Source organism: Stenotrophomonas nitritireducens, from assembly GCF_001700965.1.
Classification (GTDB): Bacteria; Pseudomonadota; Gammaproteobacteria; order Xanthomonadales; family Xanthomonadaceae; genus Stenotrophomonas; species Stenotrophomonas nitritireducens_A.
In genome coordinates, this window is sequence record NZ_CP016756.1 from 3,373,098 (window position 1) to 3,388,191 (window position 15,094).

General features: G+C 65.2%; 14 protein-coding genes. 11 read left to right on the forward strand and 3 right to left on the reverse strand.

The window, feature by feature from the left end:
• The first annotated feature begins 39 nt into the window (after window positions 1-39).
• A complete protein-coding gene (locus BCV67_RS14245) occupies window positions 40-2,100 on the forward strand; it encodes an LTA synthase family protein (protein ID WP_065868133.1) in 2,061 nt (686 codons plus the stop codon).
• 27 nt (window positions 2,101-2,127) lie between these two features.
• Here the strand turns inward: BCV67_RS14245 and BCV67_RS14250 are convergent, their stop codons facing one another.
• Together BCV67_RS14250 and BCV67_RS14255 are read right to left on the reverse strand one after the other, a co-directional pair.
• Complete coding sequence (locus tag BCV67_RS14250; protein WP_062171708.1) at window positions 2,128-2,745, reverse strand: YczE/YyaS/YitT family protein; 618 nt, start codon at window positions 2,743-2,745, stop codon at window positions 2,128-2,130.
• Between the two features lie 88 nt (window positions 2,746-2,833).
• Window positions 2,834-3,859, reverse strand: coding sequence for a zinc-binding alcohol dehydrogenase family protein (locus BCV67_RS14255; RefSeq protein WP_062168988.1), 1,026 nt, complete (start codon window positions 3,857-3,859; stop codon window positions 2,834-2,836).
• 383 nt (window positions 3,860-4,242) lie between these two features.
• Between BCV67_RS14255 and BCV67_RS14260 the strand changes: the two genes are divergently transcribed.
• The 4 genes from BCV67_RS14260 (at window position 4,243) to BCV67_RS14275 (ending at window position 7,301) form a co-directional block, all read left to right on the forward strand.
• The gene (locus BCV67_RS14260; protein WP_062168987.1) at window positions 4,243-5,349 is read left to right on the forward strand and encodes an OmpA family protein; all 1,107 of its coding nucleotides are present in this window, start codon (window positions 4,243-4,245) and stop codon (window positions 5,347-5,349) included.
• A 199-nt stretch (window positions 5,350-5,548) separates the two neighbouring features.
• Window positions 5,549-6,046, forward strand: coding sequence for a hypothetical protein (locus tag BCV67_RS14265; RefSeq protein WP_062168986.1), 498 nt, complete (start codon window positions 5,549-5,551; stop codon window positions 6,044-6,046).
• 26 nt (window positions 6,047-6,072) lie between these two features.
• Window positions 6,073-6,924, forward strand: a complete 852-nt coding sequence (locus BCV67_RS14270) for a pseudouridine synthase (RefSeq protein ID WP_082746596.1) — start codon at window positions 6,073-6,075, stop codon at window positions 6,922-6,924.
• A gap of 89 nt (window positions 6,925-7,013) precedes the next feature.
• Window positions 7,014-7,301, forward strand: a complete 288-nt coding sequence (locus BCV67_RS14275; protein WP_065868134.1) for a hypothetical protein — start codon at window positions 7,014-7,016, stop codon at window positions 7,299-7,301.
• Between the two features lie 221 nt (window positions 7,302-7,522).
• On the opposite strand, the gene kbl is transcribed toward BCV67_RS14275, so the two are convergent.
• Complete coding sequence (gene kbl / locus BCV67_RS14280; protein ID WP_062168982.1) at window positions 7,523-8,737, reverse strand: glycine C-acetyltransferase; 1,215 nt, start codon at window positions 8,735-8,737, stop codon at window positions 7,523-7,525.
• Window positions 8,738-8,898: 161 nt separating this feature from the next.
• Here kbl and BCV67_RS14285 point away from each other — a divergent pair, with 161 nt between their 5' ends.
• The 6 genes from BCV67_RS14285 (at window position 8,899) to BCV67_RS14310 (ending at window position 15,080) form a co-directional block, all read left to right on the forward strand.
• Window positions 8,899-10,326, forward strand: a complete 1,428-nt coding sequence (locus tag BCV67_RS14285; protein ID WP_062168980.1) for an OprO/OprP family phosphate-selective porin — start codon at window positions 8,899-8,901, stop codon at window positions 10,324-10,326.
• A 12-nt stretch (window positions 10,327-10,338) separates the two neighbouring features.
• Window positions 10,339-11,361 (forward strand): sulfate ABC transporter substrate-binding protein, encoded by a 1,023-nt coding sequence (locus BCV67_RS14290; protein ID WP_082746595.1) that lies wholly within the window; start codon window positions 10,339-10,341, stop codon window positions 11,359-11,361.
• A gap of 78 nt (window positions 11,362-11,439) precedes the next feature.
• Window positions 11,440-12,222 carry a sulfate ABC transporter permease subunit CysT gene (gene cysT, locus BCV67_RS14295; RefSeq protein WP_156455861.1) on the forward strand — a complete coding sequence of 261 codons (783 nt, stop codon included), beginning with the start codon at window positions 11,440-11,442 and terminating at the stop codon, window positions 12,220-12,222.
• Complete coding sequence (gene cysW / locus BCV67_RS14300) at window positions 12,219-13,160, forward strand: sulfate ABC transporter permease subunit CysW (RefSeq protein ID WP_062168978.1); 942 nt, start codon at window positions 12,219-12,221, stop codon at window positions 13,158-13,160. The genes cysT and cysW overlap by 4 nt, the downstream gene beginning before the upstream one ends.
• 7 nt (window positions 13,161-13,167) lie before the next feature.
• Window positions 13,168-14,211, forward strand: a complete 1,044-nt coding sequence (locus BCV67_RS14305; RefSeq protein WP_062168977.1) for a sulfate/molybdate ABC transporter ATP-binding protein — start codon at window positions 13,168-13,170, stop codon at window positions 14,209-14,211.
• Between the two features lie 116 nt (window positions 14,212-14,327).
• Window positions 14,328-15,080 (forward strand): TorF family putative porin, encoded by a 753-nt coding sequence (locus BCV67_RS14310; protein ID WP_062168976.1) that lies wholly within the window; start codon window positions 14,328-14,330, stop codon window positions 15,078-15,080.
• Window positions 15,081-15,094 lie beyond the last annotated feature (14 nt).

A 15,094-nucleotide genomic window follows, 5' to 3' on the forward strand; every position in this document is an offset into this window, starting at 1 on the left:
ACCGCCGCCTGGCAACGGACTGTCTGTCGTGGAATTCCCATGTCTGTAACAACCTCGCATGTTCTTCGCGCCACCGGCGCAGACCGCGCAACGCGCCTGTTGCCCCAGTTGTGGTTGCTGGTGGCGGGCATGGTCGTGCTCGGCGGACTGGCCCGCATCTTCCTGTGGTGGGATTACGCCGGCAGCGACCGCGGTCTGGAGCTGTTGTGGCCGGCGCTGGCGCGCGGGCTGCGTTATGACCTGGTAGCCGGGGCTATCGCCGCCAGCCTGGTCGGTTTGTCGATGATGCCGGTCTGGCTCAGCGGCCGGCGTGAAACGGCGGTGCGGCTGGCGCAATGGCTGTCGCTGGCGCTGCTGATGGTGTTCGCCGTGCTTTCGGTGTGCGAACACTTCTATTACGGGTTCTACAAGACGCGGTTCGATCCCATCGTGTTCGGCATGTTCGAGGACGACACCGGCGCGATCCTGGAGACAGTGTGGGATGACTACCCGGTGGTCTGGGGCGTGCTCGGCCTGTTGCTGGTCACCGCGCTGCTGCGCTGGGCCCTGCCGCGCGCCGGTGGCTGGCTGGCGCTGCGTTGGCCGCGTGGTTCGGGCACCTGGGGGAGGGTGTTGTTGCTGCTGCTGCAATGCGTGCTGCTGCTTCTGCTGGCGCGTGGCAGTGTCGGCAGCTTCCCGCTGATACGGCGTGACGTCACGGTCTCGGCCGACCCGTTCGTCAATGCGCTGGTACTCAACGCGCCGCTGACGCTGTACCGCGCGGCGCGCACCCGCGCCAATGAAACCGAGATTGGCGATGACCCGCTGGTCGGCCTGAAGCAGCTCGGGTTCAAGGATCTCGCCGAAGCTGCCAGCGCGGCCGGCCTGGGCGCTGCCGGTCCGCAACAGGTAGAGGCGGCGTTGTTCGCGCAGGCACCGGGGCAGCCGCGCGCGCTGGCCCAGTCGCCGCACGTGGTGCTGGGCCTGATGGAGTCGTTCGGGCAGGACCTGCTGTACACCGACGGCCCCGAAAACGACATGCTCGGCCGTCTGCGTGGCGAGCTGCCCACCGGGCAGCGTTTCGAAAACTTCATCGCCGGCCAGAACGGCACGCATCCGACCCTGGAAAACCTGCTGCTGGGCACCCCGATCACGCCGCTCACGCGTGGTCGCAACGCACGGCTGGCGTTCGATACCGCCGCGGCCTTGCCGTTCCAGCGGGCCGGCTACCGCACCGTCTTCATCTACGGAGGCGGCAGCGACTGGCGTGATATCGGCACCGCACTTAGCCACCAGGGGTTTGACCGGGTCTATGACGCGCGCGACATCAAACAGCGGTTTGGCCAGGCCCGTGGCACCGAGTGGGGGTTGTACGACGGCTGGCTGTTCCGCTTTGCCGAACAACTGCTGAGCGAGGCTGACGCCCGTGGTGAACGCCTGTTCCTGGTGATGCTGACCACCAGCAACCACCCGCCACACACGCTGGATACGCCACGCCAGACGTACCCGTTGGATCCCGCCGCGCTGGGGCCGCGCGCGGAGACCGACCAGGTGCAGCTGCGGCGCATGTTGGCCACCTATCAATACCAGGCCGATGAGCTGGGCGGTTTCCTGCAGCAGCTGCGCCAGCAGCCGCTGGGCGAACGCACCATCGTGGCTGTGTCCGGCGACCACAACCTGCGCTCGCATTACCGCTACGACCTGCCGGCCGAGCAGGTGGACGTGGACCGCGTGTTCGCGTGGATGCGGGTGCCAGCGGCCTATGTGCCCAGCGCCAGCGCTCCGGATGCCACGGCCTTCGCCGGTCATGCGGATCTGGTGCCGACACTGGTGGAGCTGGCCCTGCCGGGACAGCGTTATTTCAGAACCGGGCGCAACCTGTGGCAGGCCGCGCCCGATGGCGGCCAGGCCCTGGCCCAGTACGAACGCATGTATACGCGCGCTGGCTTGCTGGTTCCCCTGCACAAACCGCAACTGCACCGCTGGCGCGACTCCCGCCATCTGGAGGTGCAGGGTGTTGCGCCGGATGCGGCCAGCGCGGCGCAGGCGCGGCAGGCCGCAGCGTGGGTTGCATTGCGTGACTGGCATATCCGCCAGCAGGTACTGCGCAGCCGCCGCTGACGGCGTCTGGGCCGCCGCCCGGCCAGCTCAACGGCCAGAGGCGGCCATCACCGGCCGGCGCTGGCGATCAAACAAGGGCAGGGTGATGCCGCACAGCGGCCCGATCAGCAGGGCGAAGGCCAGCGTGCCCCAGCCGACATTGCCGCCCAGGGCCCAGCCCACTGCCAGCGCGCAGGCTTCGATCAGGCTGCGTACCTTCCAGATCGCCCAGCCGGTGCGGGCGTGCAGGCCGGTCATCAGCCCGTCGCGCGGGCCGGGGCCAAAGCGCGCGCCGATGTAGAGCCCGGTGGCGACGGCCAGCAACCCCAGGCCGGCCGCGAACAGCAGCAGTTGTGAAGGCAGCCCATGCGCGGCTGGCAGCAGATTCAGCCCCAGCTGGGCGCTGGGGCCGATCAGCAGCACGTTGAGTACCGTACCCACGCCGGGTTTCTGCCGCAGCGGCAGCCACATCAGCAGCACGCAGACACCCACGATGTTGGTGACCAGGCCGAAGCTCCAGCCGCTGCGCAGGGCCACGCCTTGGCTCAGCACATCCCAGGGCGCGATGCCGATGCCGGCGCGGATCATCAGCGACGCGGCAATGCCATACAGGAACAGGCCCAGCAGCAGCTGCAGCAGGCGTGAGACGAGATTCAAGGACGGCATGTTGGTCTGATCGAAGCGGCGGGGCATGGCAACCGGAAACTGCGCCGTGGCCACAAGGCGCGACGGCGCAGGCAGGGCGGGTGTGGCCTCAGTCCCAGCCTTCCAGGGCCAGTTTGCCGATGCTGCGCCCGGCTTCCAGCTGGCGATGGGCCTGGCGCAGATTGGCGGCATTGATGGTGCCCAGGCGCTGGCTCAGGGTGGTGCGCAGTTCGCCGGCGTCGATCAGGCTGGCCGCGCGGGTCAGGATGCGGTGCTGCTCGATCATGTCGGCGGTACGGAAGCGGGCACGGGTGAACATGAATTCCCAATGGATGCCGATGCATTTGGCCTTGTAAGGGTCACCGATGTGCAGCGGGGCGGCGGGCTCCACGATCAGGCCGACATGGCCCTGCGGTGCCAGCAGTTCGCCCAGCTGTTGCCAGTACAGGTCGGTATTGGCCAGGTTGAGCGCCGCATCCACGGCATGGATGTCCAGCGCCTGCAGCTGGGGCGCCAGCGGCTGGCGGTGATCGATGACGTGGCTGGCGCCCATCTGCAGGCACCACTGCGCGCTCTCCGGGCGCGAGGCGGTGGCCACCACGGTGAAGCCGGCATGTTGCCCAAGCTGGATGGCCATCGAGCCGACGCCGCCGGCGCCGCCAATCACGAGCAGGGTTTTGCCTACATTGCGGCGGCCATCCAACTGATACGGCATGCGCTGGAACAGCAGTTCCCATGCGGTGAGCGTGGTCAGCGGCAATGCGGCGGCTTCGGCAAAATCCAGTGTGGCCGGCTTGCGCCCGACCAGCCGTTCGTCCACCAGCTGCAGCTGCGCGTTGCAGCCCGGGCGGGTGACATCGCCGGCGTAATACACCTCATCGCCGATTTCGAAAGCGGTGACCTGCGGGCCGACCGCAACCACGGTGCCGGCGGCATCAAACCCCAGTACCCGCGGCGGATTCTCTTCGCCGGGTTTCGGGCCGCGCAGTTTGGTGTCCACCGGGTTGATGGAAACAGCGTGCACCTGAACAAGCAGATCCTGTGCTTGCGGCGGCGCCGGCGCGGGCATTTCCAGATCCAGCAGCGCGTCGCTGTCGTCAATGGGAAGGTAGCGGGTCAGGCCGATTGCTTTCATGCGGAAAAGTTCCGTAGCGGGGGAGCAAAATCATCATACCCAGCAAACGGTTCAGCTGGCGGTAACCGGCGGTGCAAGCCCCCATTTATTAAGGGTTTGTCATATTAAAACCAACCGCGCTGCAGCAAATCCCCGGAAGCCTTGCCATAGCTGGCTCTTGCGTCATTTGATCAAGCTGTATACGTTGCGCCGAGCCGGACACGTAGAGGTCTGGTGGTCGCTTCATTTGTTAGAAGGCTGTTAACATCGTCTTCACGGCCGAGCGCATAATGTGCACCGCGATGGCGTGAGGAAACGGCCGTCTTTGAACGCGACGAAGATAATCGCTGTGCTGGACCATGCCTCTACCGGTTTCATACCCCCGAAACAAGGAGCTGTATTTCATGAACAAGAAGATCCTCACTGCCGCGCTGCTCGGTGGTCTGGCTTTCGCCCAGGCCGCTTCGGCTCAGGAATTTGACGACCGCTGGTACCTGACCGGTTCGGCCGGCTTCAACTTCCAGGACGGCGACCGTGGCACCAACGATGCTCCGTTCGCCACGCTGGGTCTGGGCAAGTTCATCAGCCCGAACTGGTCGCTGGACGGTGAACTGAACTATCAGAACCCGAACTTCGACGACAACCAGGACCAGAACTGGTCGCAGTACGGCGTTTCGCTGGACCTGCGTCGCCATTTCATCCAGGAAGGCCGTGGCTGGAACCCGTACCTGCTCGCAGGCCTGGGCTACCAGAAGTCGGAAGAGGAATACCACCTGACCAACGGTCAGCTGGCTGACCGCAAGGACGGCAACCTGGCCGCCAAGGTCGGCGTCGGTCTGCAGACCACGTTCGAAAAGCGCGTCGCCGTGCGTGCCGAACTGGCCTACCGCGCTGATTTCGACGACCAGTCGATCCGTGAGTACAGCAACGACTCCAAGAACCAGGATTGGTTCGGCGACGTGCTGGCTTCGGTCGGTGTCGTGATTCCGCTGGGCCCGGCTCCGATGGCTGCTGTTGCTCCGGCACCGGCTCCGGTTGCTCCGAGCTGCGCAGACCTGGATGACGACGGCGACGGCGTCAACAACTGCGACGACAAGTGCCCGACCTCGCAGCCTGGCCAGACCATTGGTCCGGACGGTTGCCCGGTTCCGGTCTCGATCGATCTGAAGGGTGTCAACTTCGATTTCGACAAGGCTACCCTGCGTCCGGATGCTGTCTCGATCCTGAGCGAAGCCACCGAGATCCTGAAGCGTTACCCGGATCTGCGCGTTGAAGTTGCCGGTCACACCGACTCGAAGGGTACCGACGCTTACAACCAGAAGCTGTCCGAGCGCCGCGCCAAGGCTGTGTACGACTACCTGACCACCAATGGTGTGTCGGCGTCGCGCCTGCAGGGCCCGATCGGCTACGGCGAGAGCCGTCCGATTGCTCCGAACACCAACCCGGACGGTTCGGACAACCCGGAAGGTCGTGCAAAGAACCGTCGTACCGAGCTGAACGTCCAGAACTAATCTGACGTTTCGGTTTCAGTACTTCGCTTCATGACAAGGCCCGGCATCTGCCGGGCCTTGTTTTTTTTGTGCCTGGCGCTTTTCCAGTGCCGGATTTATGTGACGTCGGCGCGCAATCGCAGCTTGCGCGCATATAACGGTTGAAAGCATTGCGGGCGCTGCCTACACTCGCCGCGTTATCTTGCCGAATGGAAATCCAATGCTGCGTATCGCTCTGGCTGGTCTTGTCGCCCTGGCATCTGTGCCCGCCGCCCATGCAGCCGTGGATTGTTCGGCCAGCGCCGTGACGCCTGCACCGCTGACGACCTCACTGATCGCCCCGGTGGCCTCGGAGCTGTATGTGCGTCCGGGCCAGCTGGGCATGCCGTCCGGTGTGTTGAGCTCGGCCGGCACCGATGAGCAGTCGCTGGACCGCGTGCTGATGCGCCTGCGCGTGGAAAGCTGCAACAACGTGGCCAATGCCATGCCAGCGCGCCCGGCAGTCAATGCCAACGACCCGGCCGCCTACAAGCCGCAGACCGAATTCGACAACACGCCGTGGCGCTTTGACATGAGCCAGAACGGCAAGCGCATGACCGCCGAGGAATTCGATGCCTGGATGAAGGCGCGTGGCGTGCGCGTGGTCAAGGCGCGTCCGGTGGCGGCCGATCCGGCTGCCGCACCGGCCGCCGCGCAGCCGGCGACCGAGGTCAAGTAAGGCGGCACTGGCCGCTCTGAATCGCAATGGCGTCGTCCAAGCCTCCGCGTCACCCGCACGCCCGCCGCGCAACGCCCGGCGGGCGTTTGCTTTCGCGTGCGCCCACCACCGCTGCGCGCGCTGCCAAGCCGGCCCCGGCCGCAGCCCGGCACGGGTTGGCGCGGGTACTGTCCAAGGCAGGGGTGTGTTCGCGCACCGAGGCCGCGCGGCGCGTACTTGATGGTCGCGTCAGTGTGGATGGCAAGGTGGTGCGCGACCCGGAATTTCCGGTGGTTGCCGGTCGCCAGCAGGTGTTGCTGGACGGCTTGCCACTGGCGCCGCCGCAGCGCCTGTACCTGGCTTTGAACAAGCCGCGCGGCCTGGTGACCACGGTGCAGGACGAGCAGGGCCGTGACACCGTCTACCAGTGTTTTGAAGGCGCCGGGCTGCCGTGGATGGCACCGGTAGGGCGGCTGGACAAGGCCAGCGAAGGCCTGCTGTTTTTCAGCAATGACCCGGAATGGGCGGCACGGCTCACCGAGCCCAGTACCGGCCCATTGAAGACCTACCGGGTGCAGGTGGACGCGGTGCCGGATGCGGCGCTGCTGGAACGCATGCATGCCGGCATTGAGGATGAAGGCGAGCACCTGGCCGCGCACGCGGTGCAGCTGCTGCGCCACGGCGAGCGCACCGCCTGGTTGGAAGTGGTGCTGGACGAAGGCCGCAACCGCCATATCCGGCGCCTGCTCAAGGCCTTGGGCCTGGATGTGCTGCGGCTGATGCGGGTGGCGATTGGGCCGGTGGCGCTGGGCGAACTGGGCAAGGGCCAGTGGCGCGAATTGAGCGCGGCCGAGCTGAATGCGCTGCAGGTTGCCAGCAAAAATCCGCAGGCTACTTAACGTGACTAATTTCAATTAATTCAGGCAAATAGCTGGACTTGCTGAGGTCATGGATTAGACTGCGACTCTAATTCCTTGAGGTCATTGCCATGCAAGCTCTTTCCCGCGTCTCTGGCATCGTTCTTGTGGCGGCATCGGTTGCGGTATTGGCGGGCTGCGCTTCCTCGGGCAAAAAGACGGCGAGCAACGATGACAAGCCGATCGAAGTACGGGTGGAAACGCCGGTTGCCGACAAGGATGCGCTGGGCAATTACCGTTTCATGATGCAGCAGGGCGATCAGAAGATGAGCGCCGATCAGTTCGATGCCTGGATGAAGGCCAACGGCATCCGCGTCGCCAAGGGCGCCGCCGCGCCGGCGCCGGCCAAGAAGAACTGAGAACAGCGCGTTGTTGTAGGAGCGGCGTAAGCCGCGAAGCAAACGAACGATCCGATTGCAGGCATACCCGTCATTTCGAGATTTCGAGATTTCGAGATTGCCAGCTTCGCGGCTTACGCCGCTCCTACACGATGCGATCTACCGGCAATGCACCGGTCGGTCGTACAAAATAAAACAGGCGCCTTTCGGCGCCTGTTTTCATTTCAATCCAGGGCCAACCCTCAGCCCTTGATCACGCCCAGCTCAAGACCAATGCGGGTGAAGGCATCGATTGCACGGTCCAGGTGGGCGCGGCTGTGGGCGGCGCTGATCTGGGTGCGGATGCGGGCCTGGCCCTTGGGTACCACCGGGAAGAAGAAGCCGATCGCGTAGATGCCTTCTTCCAGCAGGCGCTGGGCGAACTTCTGCGCCAGCGGTGCGTCATACAGCATCACCGGGCTGATCGGATGCACGCCCGGCTTCACGTCGAAACCGGCGGCAGTCATCTTCTCGCGGAAATAGGCGGTGTTCTCGCGCAGCGTTTCACGCAGGTCATCGGCCGCAGCCAGCATCTCGAACGCCTTGATGCCGGCAGCCACCACGTGCGGTGGCAGCGAGTTGGAGAACAGGTAGGGGCGCGAGCGCTGGCGCAGCAGTTCCACCACCTCGGCGCTGGCGCAGGTGAAGCCGCCCAGGGCGCCGCCCATGGCCTTGCCCAGGGTGCCGGTGATGATGTCGATCCTGTCCAGCACGCCCTTCACTTCGGCCGAGCCGCGACCGGTCGCGCCGAGGAAGCCGGTGGCATGGCATTCGTCGATATGCACCAGCGCGCCGTACTTCCTGGCCAGCGCGGTGATTTCATCGAGCGGGGCGATGAAGCCGTCCATCGAGAACACGCCGTCGGTGGTGATCAGCTTGGTCTTGCAGCCGGCGGCATCGGCCGCCTGCAGCTGTGCTTCCAGATCGGCCATGTCGCAGTTGGCGTAGCGGAAGCGCTTGGCCTTGCACAGGCGGACGCCATCGATGATGGAGGCATGGTTCAGCGCATCGGAAATGATGGCGTCGTTCTCGCCCAGCAGCGGCTCGAACAGGCCGCCGTTGGCATCGAAGCAGGCCGCATACAGAATGGTGTCGTCCTTGCCGAAGAAGTCGGCAATCTGCTTTTCCAGCTGCTTGTGCAGGTCCTGGGTGCCGCAGATGAAGCGTACCGAGGCCATGCCGAAGCCATGGCTGTCCAGCGCGTCCTTGGCTGCCTGGATCAGGTCCGGGTGGTCGGCCAAGCCCAGGTAGTTGTTGGCGCAGAAGTTCAGCACCGTGCGGCCGTCGTCCAGGGTGATCTCGGCCGACTGCGGGCTGGTGATGATGCGTTCGGATTTGAACAACCCCTGCGCGCGGATGGCGTCCAGTTCCTCGGCGTAGTGCCGGGTCAGCGGGGAAGTGTTCGCGGTATCGGTCATGGCAGGGTCTTGCGGTGAAGAGGAATGCCGATTTTAGCCTTCCGCGTGTCCTGGCGCTGGCGTCATGCGCAAAGGCTATAAGGGCGGCGGCCTAAGTCATTTCTCGGTAATGGGTGTGCACCCGCAGCATCGACTGCACACCCACCCGCCAGGAGACGCTGATGACCCTTACACGCCCCCCATTCACCCTGCCGACCAGGAAGCTGTTGTCCCTCAGCCTGGCCCTGGCAGCGTGCGGGGCCGGGTCATCGGCGCAGGCGCAGCAGCTCACTGTTGAACAGCTGCAGCAACGCCTGCAGCGGCTGGAACGGCTTGCCGGCGTCAGCGATGGCGCAACCGACGGCGTTGGCCTGGCCGATCTGGACCAGCGCCTGCGCATCCTCGAACGCCGTCTGGAGCTGCAGGAAGACGAACGCGTGGCTGCGGCCAAGACGGCACCCAAGATCACCGTTGACCAGAAGGGCGCTTCGTTCAAATCCGGCGATGGCAACTACGAGCTGAAGCTGCGCGGCCTGCTGCAGGGCGATGCACGTGTGTTCATCGGTGGCGATGCCAACCAGAACGACACCTTCCTGCTGCGTACTGCACGGCCGACCCTGGAAGGCTCGCTGGGCAAGCTGGTGGCGTACCGCTTCACCCCGGAATTTGCCGGGGACAGTGCCAGCATCGTCGATGCCTACGCCGATCTGCGCTTCGATCCGGCCTATACGGTGCGGGTGGGCAAGTTCACCTCGCCGGTCGGTCTGGAACGCCTGCAGTCGTCATCGGCCTTGGTTGATGTGGAGCGCGCGCTGGTCAGCGAACTGGCGCCCAACCGCGACCTCGGCGTTCAGCTGCAGGGCGACGTGGCCAAGGGCAAGTTCAGTTATGCACTGGGCGTGTTCAACGGCACCGTCGATGGCCGTGATGCGGTGACCAGCAACCCGGACGATGATTTCGAATATGCAGGCCGCGTGTTCTTCGAGCCGCTCAAGGGCAGCGACAGTGCGTGGGCAGGGCTGGGCTTCGGCCTGGGCGCCAGCACCGGCGAAAAACATGGTAGCGGCAACAATTTCCTGCCGCGTTACCGCACCCCGGGCCAGGCCACCTTCTTCGCTTATAGAAGTACGGTGGCAGCCGATGGCGAACATCGCCGCTGGTCACCGCAGGGCTGGTTCTACCGCAATGGCCTGGGCCTGCAGGCCGAGTACATCGCCTCGCAGCAGGAAGTGGCACGCAATGGTGTCCGCAAGCAGCTGGACAACCGTGCCTGGCAGGCCACCGCCAGCTACGTGCTGACCGGTGAGGACGCGAGCTACCGCGGTGTCACGCCGTCGCATCCGTTCGGACTCAACGGCGGGCACGGCGCGGTGGAACTGACCGCGCGTTACGGCGAACTGGAGATCGACGATGCCGCGTTCCCGTTCTATGCCGATCCCACGGTGTCGGCGTCCAGAGCGCGCTCCTGGACGCTGGGTGCCAACTGGTACCTGACCGCCAACCTGAAGCTGGCGACCAACTACCTGCAAACCCGTTTTGATGCGGCCTCCGCTGGCGCGAAGTTGCCCGATGAAAAAGCTGTTTTCTCGCGCCTGCAAGTTTCCTTCTGACGGAGAGCCTTCATGAAGCAATCACTTATTTCCCGTATCGCCATCGCCGCACTGGCCTTTGGCCTGACCGTCACCGCCGGCGCCGCGTTCGCCCGCGACGTGCAGCTGCTCAATGTGTCCTACGATCCTACGCGTGAGCTGTACCGCGATTTCAACGCCGCGTTCGCCAAACACTGGAAGGAGACCAAGGGCGACAACGTCAGCATCGAGACCTCGCACGGCGGCTCCGGCAAGCAGGCCCGCGCGGTGATCGATGGCATCGAGGCCGACGTGGCGACGCTGGCCCTGGCCTATGACGTGGACGCCATCGCCGAGAAAGCCAAGCTGCTGCCGGCCAACTGGGAAAGCCGTCTGCCCGACAACAGTGCGCCGTATACCTCGACCATCGTGTTCCTGGTGCGCAAGGGCAACCCCAAGGGCATCCGCGACTGGCCGGACCTGCTGCGCAGCGGTGTATCGGTGGTGACCCCGAACCCGAAAACCTCGGGTGGCGCGCGCTGGAACTATCTGGCCGCCTGGGCGTACGCAGATCACATCTTCAAGGGTGACCGCGACAAGATCCTGAATTACATGCGCGCGCTGTTCCGCAATGTGCCGGTGCTCGATACCGGTGCCCGCGGCGCCACCACCACCTTCGTCCAGCGTGGCATCGGCGATGTGCTGTTGGCCTGGGAAAACGAGGCCTTCCTCGCCCAGGAAGAACTGGGCCCGGACAAGTTCGAGATCGTGGTGCCGAAGCTGTCGATCCTGGCCGAACCGTCGGTGGCGCTGCTGGACCGCAACGTCGACCGCCACGGCACCCGCGATGTCGCTCAGGCCTATCTGCAGTACCTGTACTCGCCGGAAGGCCAGCGCATTGCCGCGCGCCATTACTACCGCCCGCGTTCCCCGCAATACGCCGCGCCGGCCGACGTGGCGCGCTTCCCGCAGGTTGAGCTGGTCACCATTCGCAGTGCCTTTGGCTCGTGGGCACGCGCGCAGTCCGAGCATTTCGCTGACGGCGGTGTCTTCGATCAGATCCAGGCGAGCAAGTAGGCCGTGTCAGCAAGCGCACAAACACTGCAACCGCGTGTGCGGGGCCAACGCCGGGTACTCCCCGGCTTTGGCCTTGGCATGGGCATCACCTTGTTCTGGCTGGGGCTGATCGTGCTGATCCCGCTGGCCGGCGTATTCCTGAAAGCGGCCGGTCTTGGCCTGGGCGGCATCTGGCAGATATGGACCGAACCGCGGGTGCTGGCCGCATTGCGCCTGAGCTTCGGCACCGCGTTGGCGGCGGCTGCGTTCAACACGGTGATGGGCACCTGGGTGGCGTGGGTGTTCGTGCGCTACAGCTTTCCCGGGCGGCGTGTATTCGACGCGATGATCGACCTGCCGTTTGCCTTGCCCACCGCGGTGGCCGGCATCGCCTTGACCGCGTTGTACGGCGGCCAGGGCTGGGTTGGCCAATGGCTGGAACCGCTGGGCATCAAGGTGGCCTATACGCCGCTGGGTATCGTGGTGGCGCTGGTGTTTGTCGGCCTGCCGTTCGTGGTGCGGATCGTGCAGCCGGTGCTGGCCGAGGCCGAGCGCGAGTTCGAAGAAGCCTCGGCCACGCTCGGTGCGACGCGCCTGCAGACCATCGTGCGGGTGGTGATGCCGACGCTGTGGCCGGCGATGCTGACCGGCTTTGCCTTGGCCTTCGCGCGTGGGGTGGGTGAGTACGGCTCGGTGATCTTCATTGCCGGCAACATGCCCAGCGTCACCGAGATCGCACCCTTGCTGATCACCATCCGCCTGGAGGAATTCGACTACGCCGGTGCCACCGCCATTGCCGGGGCAATGCTGTTGTTGTCGTTCGGCGTGCTGCTGCTGGTCAACAGCCTGCAGGCGTGGCTGCAACGCAGGGGAACACGATGAGCGAGCTGTTGTCGGAGTTGCCGGTGGCCATTGATCGCAATGAACGCGCTGCCCGCCTGCAGCAGGTGACCAGCGAGCCGCGCTGGGTGCAGGTGTTGTTGATCCTCGGCGCCTTGGGTTTTCTGCTGGCGTTCCTGTTGTTGCCGTTGCTGCTGGTGTTCGCCGAAGCCCTGCGCGGCGGCGTGCATGCGTTCTGGGTGGCGATCAGCGACCCGGATGCCCTGTCCGCGATCCGCCTGACCCTGCTGGTGACGGCGGTGGTTGTTCCGTTGAATCTGATCTTCGGCGTGGCCGCCGCCTGGGTGGTCAGCAAGCACAGCTTCCCCGGCAAGCGTTGGCTGGTGACGCTGATCGACCTGCCGTTCTCGGTATCGCCGGTGGTGGCCGGCCTGGTCTTCATTCTGTTGTTCGGTCGCGATGGCTGGTTCTGGCCGTTGATCGAAGACGGGCTGCGCCTGCACCTGCCGGTGCTGGGCGAAACCCTGTTGCAGCTGCCACGCATCGTGTTCGCCATTCCGGGCATCGTGTTGGCCACGGTGTTCGTGACGTTCCCGTTCATCGCGCGTGAGCTGATGCCGCTGATGGAGCAGCAGGGCAGTGATGAAGAACTCGCCGCGCTGACCCTGGGCGCGAATGCGTGGCAGATGTTCTGGAAGGTGACCCTGCCCAATATCCGCTGGGGCCTGTTGTACGGCGTGCTGTTGTGCAGCGCGCGCGCGATGGGCGAGTTCGGCGCGGTGTCGGTGGTGTCCGGGCATATCCGCGGGCGCACCAATACGCTGCCGCTGCACGTTGAGATTCTCTACAACGAATATGCCTATAGCGCCGCGTTTGCCTGCGCCTCGCTGCTGGCGCTCACCGCCTTGCTGACGCTGGTGGTGAAATCTTTCCTGGAGTGGCGCCACGGTCAGTCGCTGGCCGCCGCGCATCGCCATTGAGGTCGAAATGAACATCCGCATACACAACCTGGGTAAACAGTACGGCGCCTTCCCGGCATTGGATGGCGTCAGCCTGGATGTGCGCAGTGGCGAGCTGCTTGCGCTGCTGGGCCCGTCGGGGTCTGGCAAGACCACCTTGCTGCGCGCCATCGCCGGCCTGGAGCATCCCGAGCGTGGGCAGATCCTGTTCGATGGCGAGGATGCCACCGGCTTGAGCGTGCAGGCACGCCGCGCAGGTTTCGTGTTCCAGCATTACGCGCTGTTCAAGCACCTGGACGTTCGCCGCAATATCGCCTTTGGGCTGGAAGTGCGGCGCGGTGCCGAACGCTGGCCGCGCGCGCGCATCGATGCCAAGGTCGATGAGCTGCTGGCGCTGGTGCAACTCGATGGGTTGGGCGAGCGCTACCCTGCGCAGCTGTCCGGCGGCCAGCGGCAGCGGGTGGCGCTTGCGCGCGCACTCGCCATCGAGCCTCGCGTGCTGCTGCTGGACGAGCCGTTCGGTGCGCTGGATGCGCAGGTGCGGCGCGACCTGCGCCGTTGGCTGCGCGAGCTGCACGACAGGACCGGCCTGACCACGGTGTTCGTCACCCACGATCAGGAAGAAGCGCTGGAGCTGGCCGACCGGGTGGCCATTCTCAATCGTGGCCGCATCGAGCAGGTGGGCACCCCGGGCGAGGTCTATGACCAGCCCGCCTCGCCGTTCGTGTACGGCTTCGTCGGCGAGGCCAACCGGCTGCCGGCGCGGGCACAGGGACAGGTGCTGGAGGTGGCCGGGGCACAGTGGCCGCGCGCCGCATCGGTGCCGGAAGGCCAGGCCCTGGAAGTCTTCGTGCGGCCGGAGGATCTGGTGGTCGAGGCCGAAGGCGATTGGCAGGCCACGGTTGGGCTTGTACAGCGCAGTGGGCCACGCCAGCGGCTGCGCGCCAGGCTCGCCGGCGCAGCCAGCGACCTGGAAGTGGAATTGCCCGCAGGGGCACCGGCCTATTCGCCGGGCCAGTCGATACGGCTCGGCGCCCGCCGTTACGGGGTGTTTCCGGCTGCGGCGGGGTAAGGGGGCAGGGCAGCGGGTGGCGATGATTGTTGCATCGCAATATCATTCCAGTTAAGAATTTGTTATCGGCCCCCCACACAGGTGTCGGTCACCCCCCACTATCTGGAGAGATCTGCATGATGCACACCAAGCGTCTTGTCGCCGTGGCCTGCGCCGCCCTGTTGTCCGTTTCCTTCACCGCCAATGCCCAGGACAGTGAGGAATCCACCTCGCCGTTCAGCGCCAGCTACGGCGCGACCACCGATTACGTGTTCCGCGGCGTCTCGCAGACCGACGGTGGTCCGGCATTCCAGGCCGGTGCCAGCTACACCGCGCCGTTCGGCCTGTACGTCGGCGTGTGGGGTTCCAATGTCGATTTCGGCGACGGCGGCCCGAACTTCGAAGTCGATTACAACATCGGCTGGAGCAAGGACCTGACCGACAGCTGGAACCTGGACCTGGGTGTGAACCGTTACACCTACGAAGGTGCTTCCAGCGGTTACGGCGACATCGACTACAACGAATACCTGGCCAAGGTGACCTGGACCGGCCCGCTGACCGTCAGCGGCCTGCTGGGTTATGCCGACGACTACAGCAACACCGGTGCCAAGCAGACCTACAGCGCGCTGGAAGCCAGCTACGACATCGGCGATACCGGTTTCTCGATCGGTGCATCGGCCGGTTACACCACCATCAAGGAAAAGGCCAACGAATGGCCGCGCCGCGCGGACTATTACGACGGCTCGGTGTCGGTGTCCAAGGCCTTCGGCCCGGCAACAGCCACCCTGGGCTACTACGACACCTTCGGTTCGGATGCAGCGGACCTGCGCCGCGAGTCGGACAACTACAAGCCGGGCGTGGTGTTCACCGTGTCGGTGGACGTGCCCTGATCCAAGCGTGATGG

What these genes read in the sequence shown, in the direction of transcription:
- BCV67_RS14245 (WP_065868133.1), top strand. Translation starts at nt 40, where the DNA reads ATGTCTGTAACAACCTCGCATGTTCTTCGCGCCACCGGCGCAGACCGC.
- BCV67_RS14250 (WP_062171708.1), bottom strand. Translation starts at nt 2,745, where the DNA reads ATGCCGTCCTTGAATCTCGTCTCACGCCTGCTGCAGCTGCTGCTGGGC.
- BCV67_RS14255 (WP_062168988.1), bottom strand. Translation starts at nt 3,859, where the DNA reads ATGAAAGCAATCGGCCTGACCCGCTACCTTCCCATTGACGACAGCGAC.
- BCV67_RS14260 (WP_062168987.1), top strand. Translation starts at nt 4,243, where the DNA reads ATGAACAAGAAGATCCTCACTGCCGCGCTGCTCGGTGGTCTGGCTTTC.
- BCV67_RS14265 (WP_062168986.1), top strand. Translation starts at nt 5,549, where the DNA reads ATGCTGCGTATCGCTCTGGCTGGTCTTGTCGCCCTGGCATCTGTGCCC.
- BCV67_RS14270 (WP_082746596.1), top strand. Translation starts at nt 6,073, where the DNA reads ATGGCGTCGTCCAAGCCTCCGCGTCACCCGCACGCCCGCCGCGCAACG.
- BCV67_RS14275 (WP_065868134.1), top strand. Translation starts at nt 7,014, where the DNA reads ATGCAAGCTCTTTCCCGCGTCTCTGGCATCGTTCTTGTGGCGGCATCG.
- kbl (WP_062168982.1), bottom strand. Translation starts at nt 8,737, where the DNA reads ATGACCGATACCGCGAACACTTCCCCGCTGACCCGGCACTACGCCGAG.
- BCV67_RS14285 (WP_062168980.1), top strand. Translation starts at nt 8,899, where the DNA reads ATGACCCTTACACGCCCCCCATTCACCCTGCCGACCAGGAAGCTGTTG.
- BCV67_RS14290 (WP_082746595.1), top strand. Translation starts at nt 10,339, where the DNA reads ATGAAGCAATCACTTATTTCCCGTATCGCCATCGCCGCACTGGCCTTT.
- cysT (WP_156455861.1), top strand. Translation starts at nt 11,440, where the DNA reads ATGGGCATCACCTTGTTCTGGCTGGGGCTGATCGTGCTGATCCCGCTG.
- cysW (WP_062168978.1), top strand. Translation starts at nt 12,219, where the DNA reads ATGAGCGAGCTGTTGTCGGAGTTGCCGGTGGCCATTGATCGCAATGAA.
- BCV67_RS14305 (WP_062168977.1), top strand. Translation starts at nt 13,168, where the DNA reads ATGAACATCCGCATACACAACCTGGGTAAACAGTACGGCGCCTTCCCG.
- BCV67_RS14310 (WP_062168976.1), top strand. Translation starts at nt 14,328, where the DNA reads ATGATGCACACCAAGCGTCTTGTCGCCGTGGCCTGCGCCGCCCTGTTG.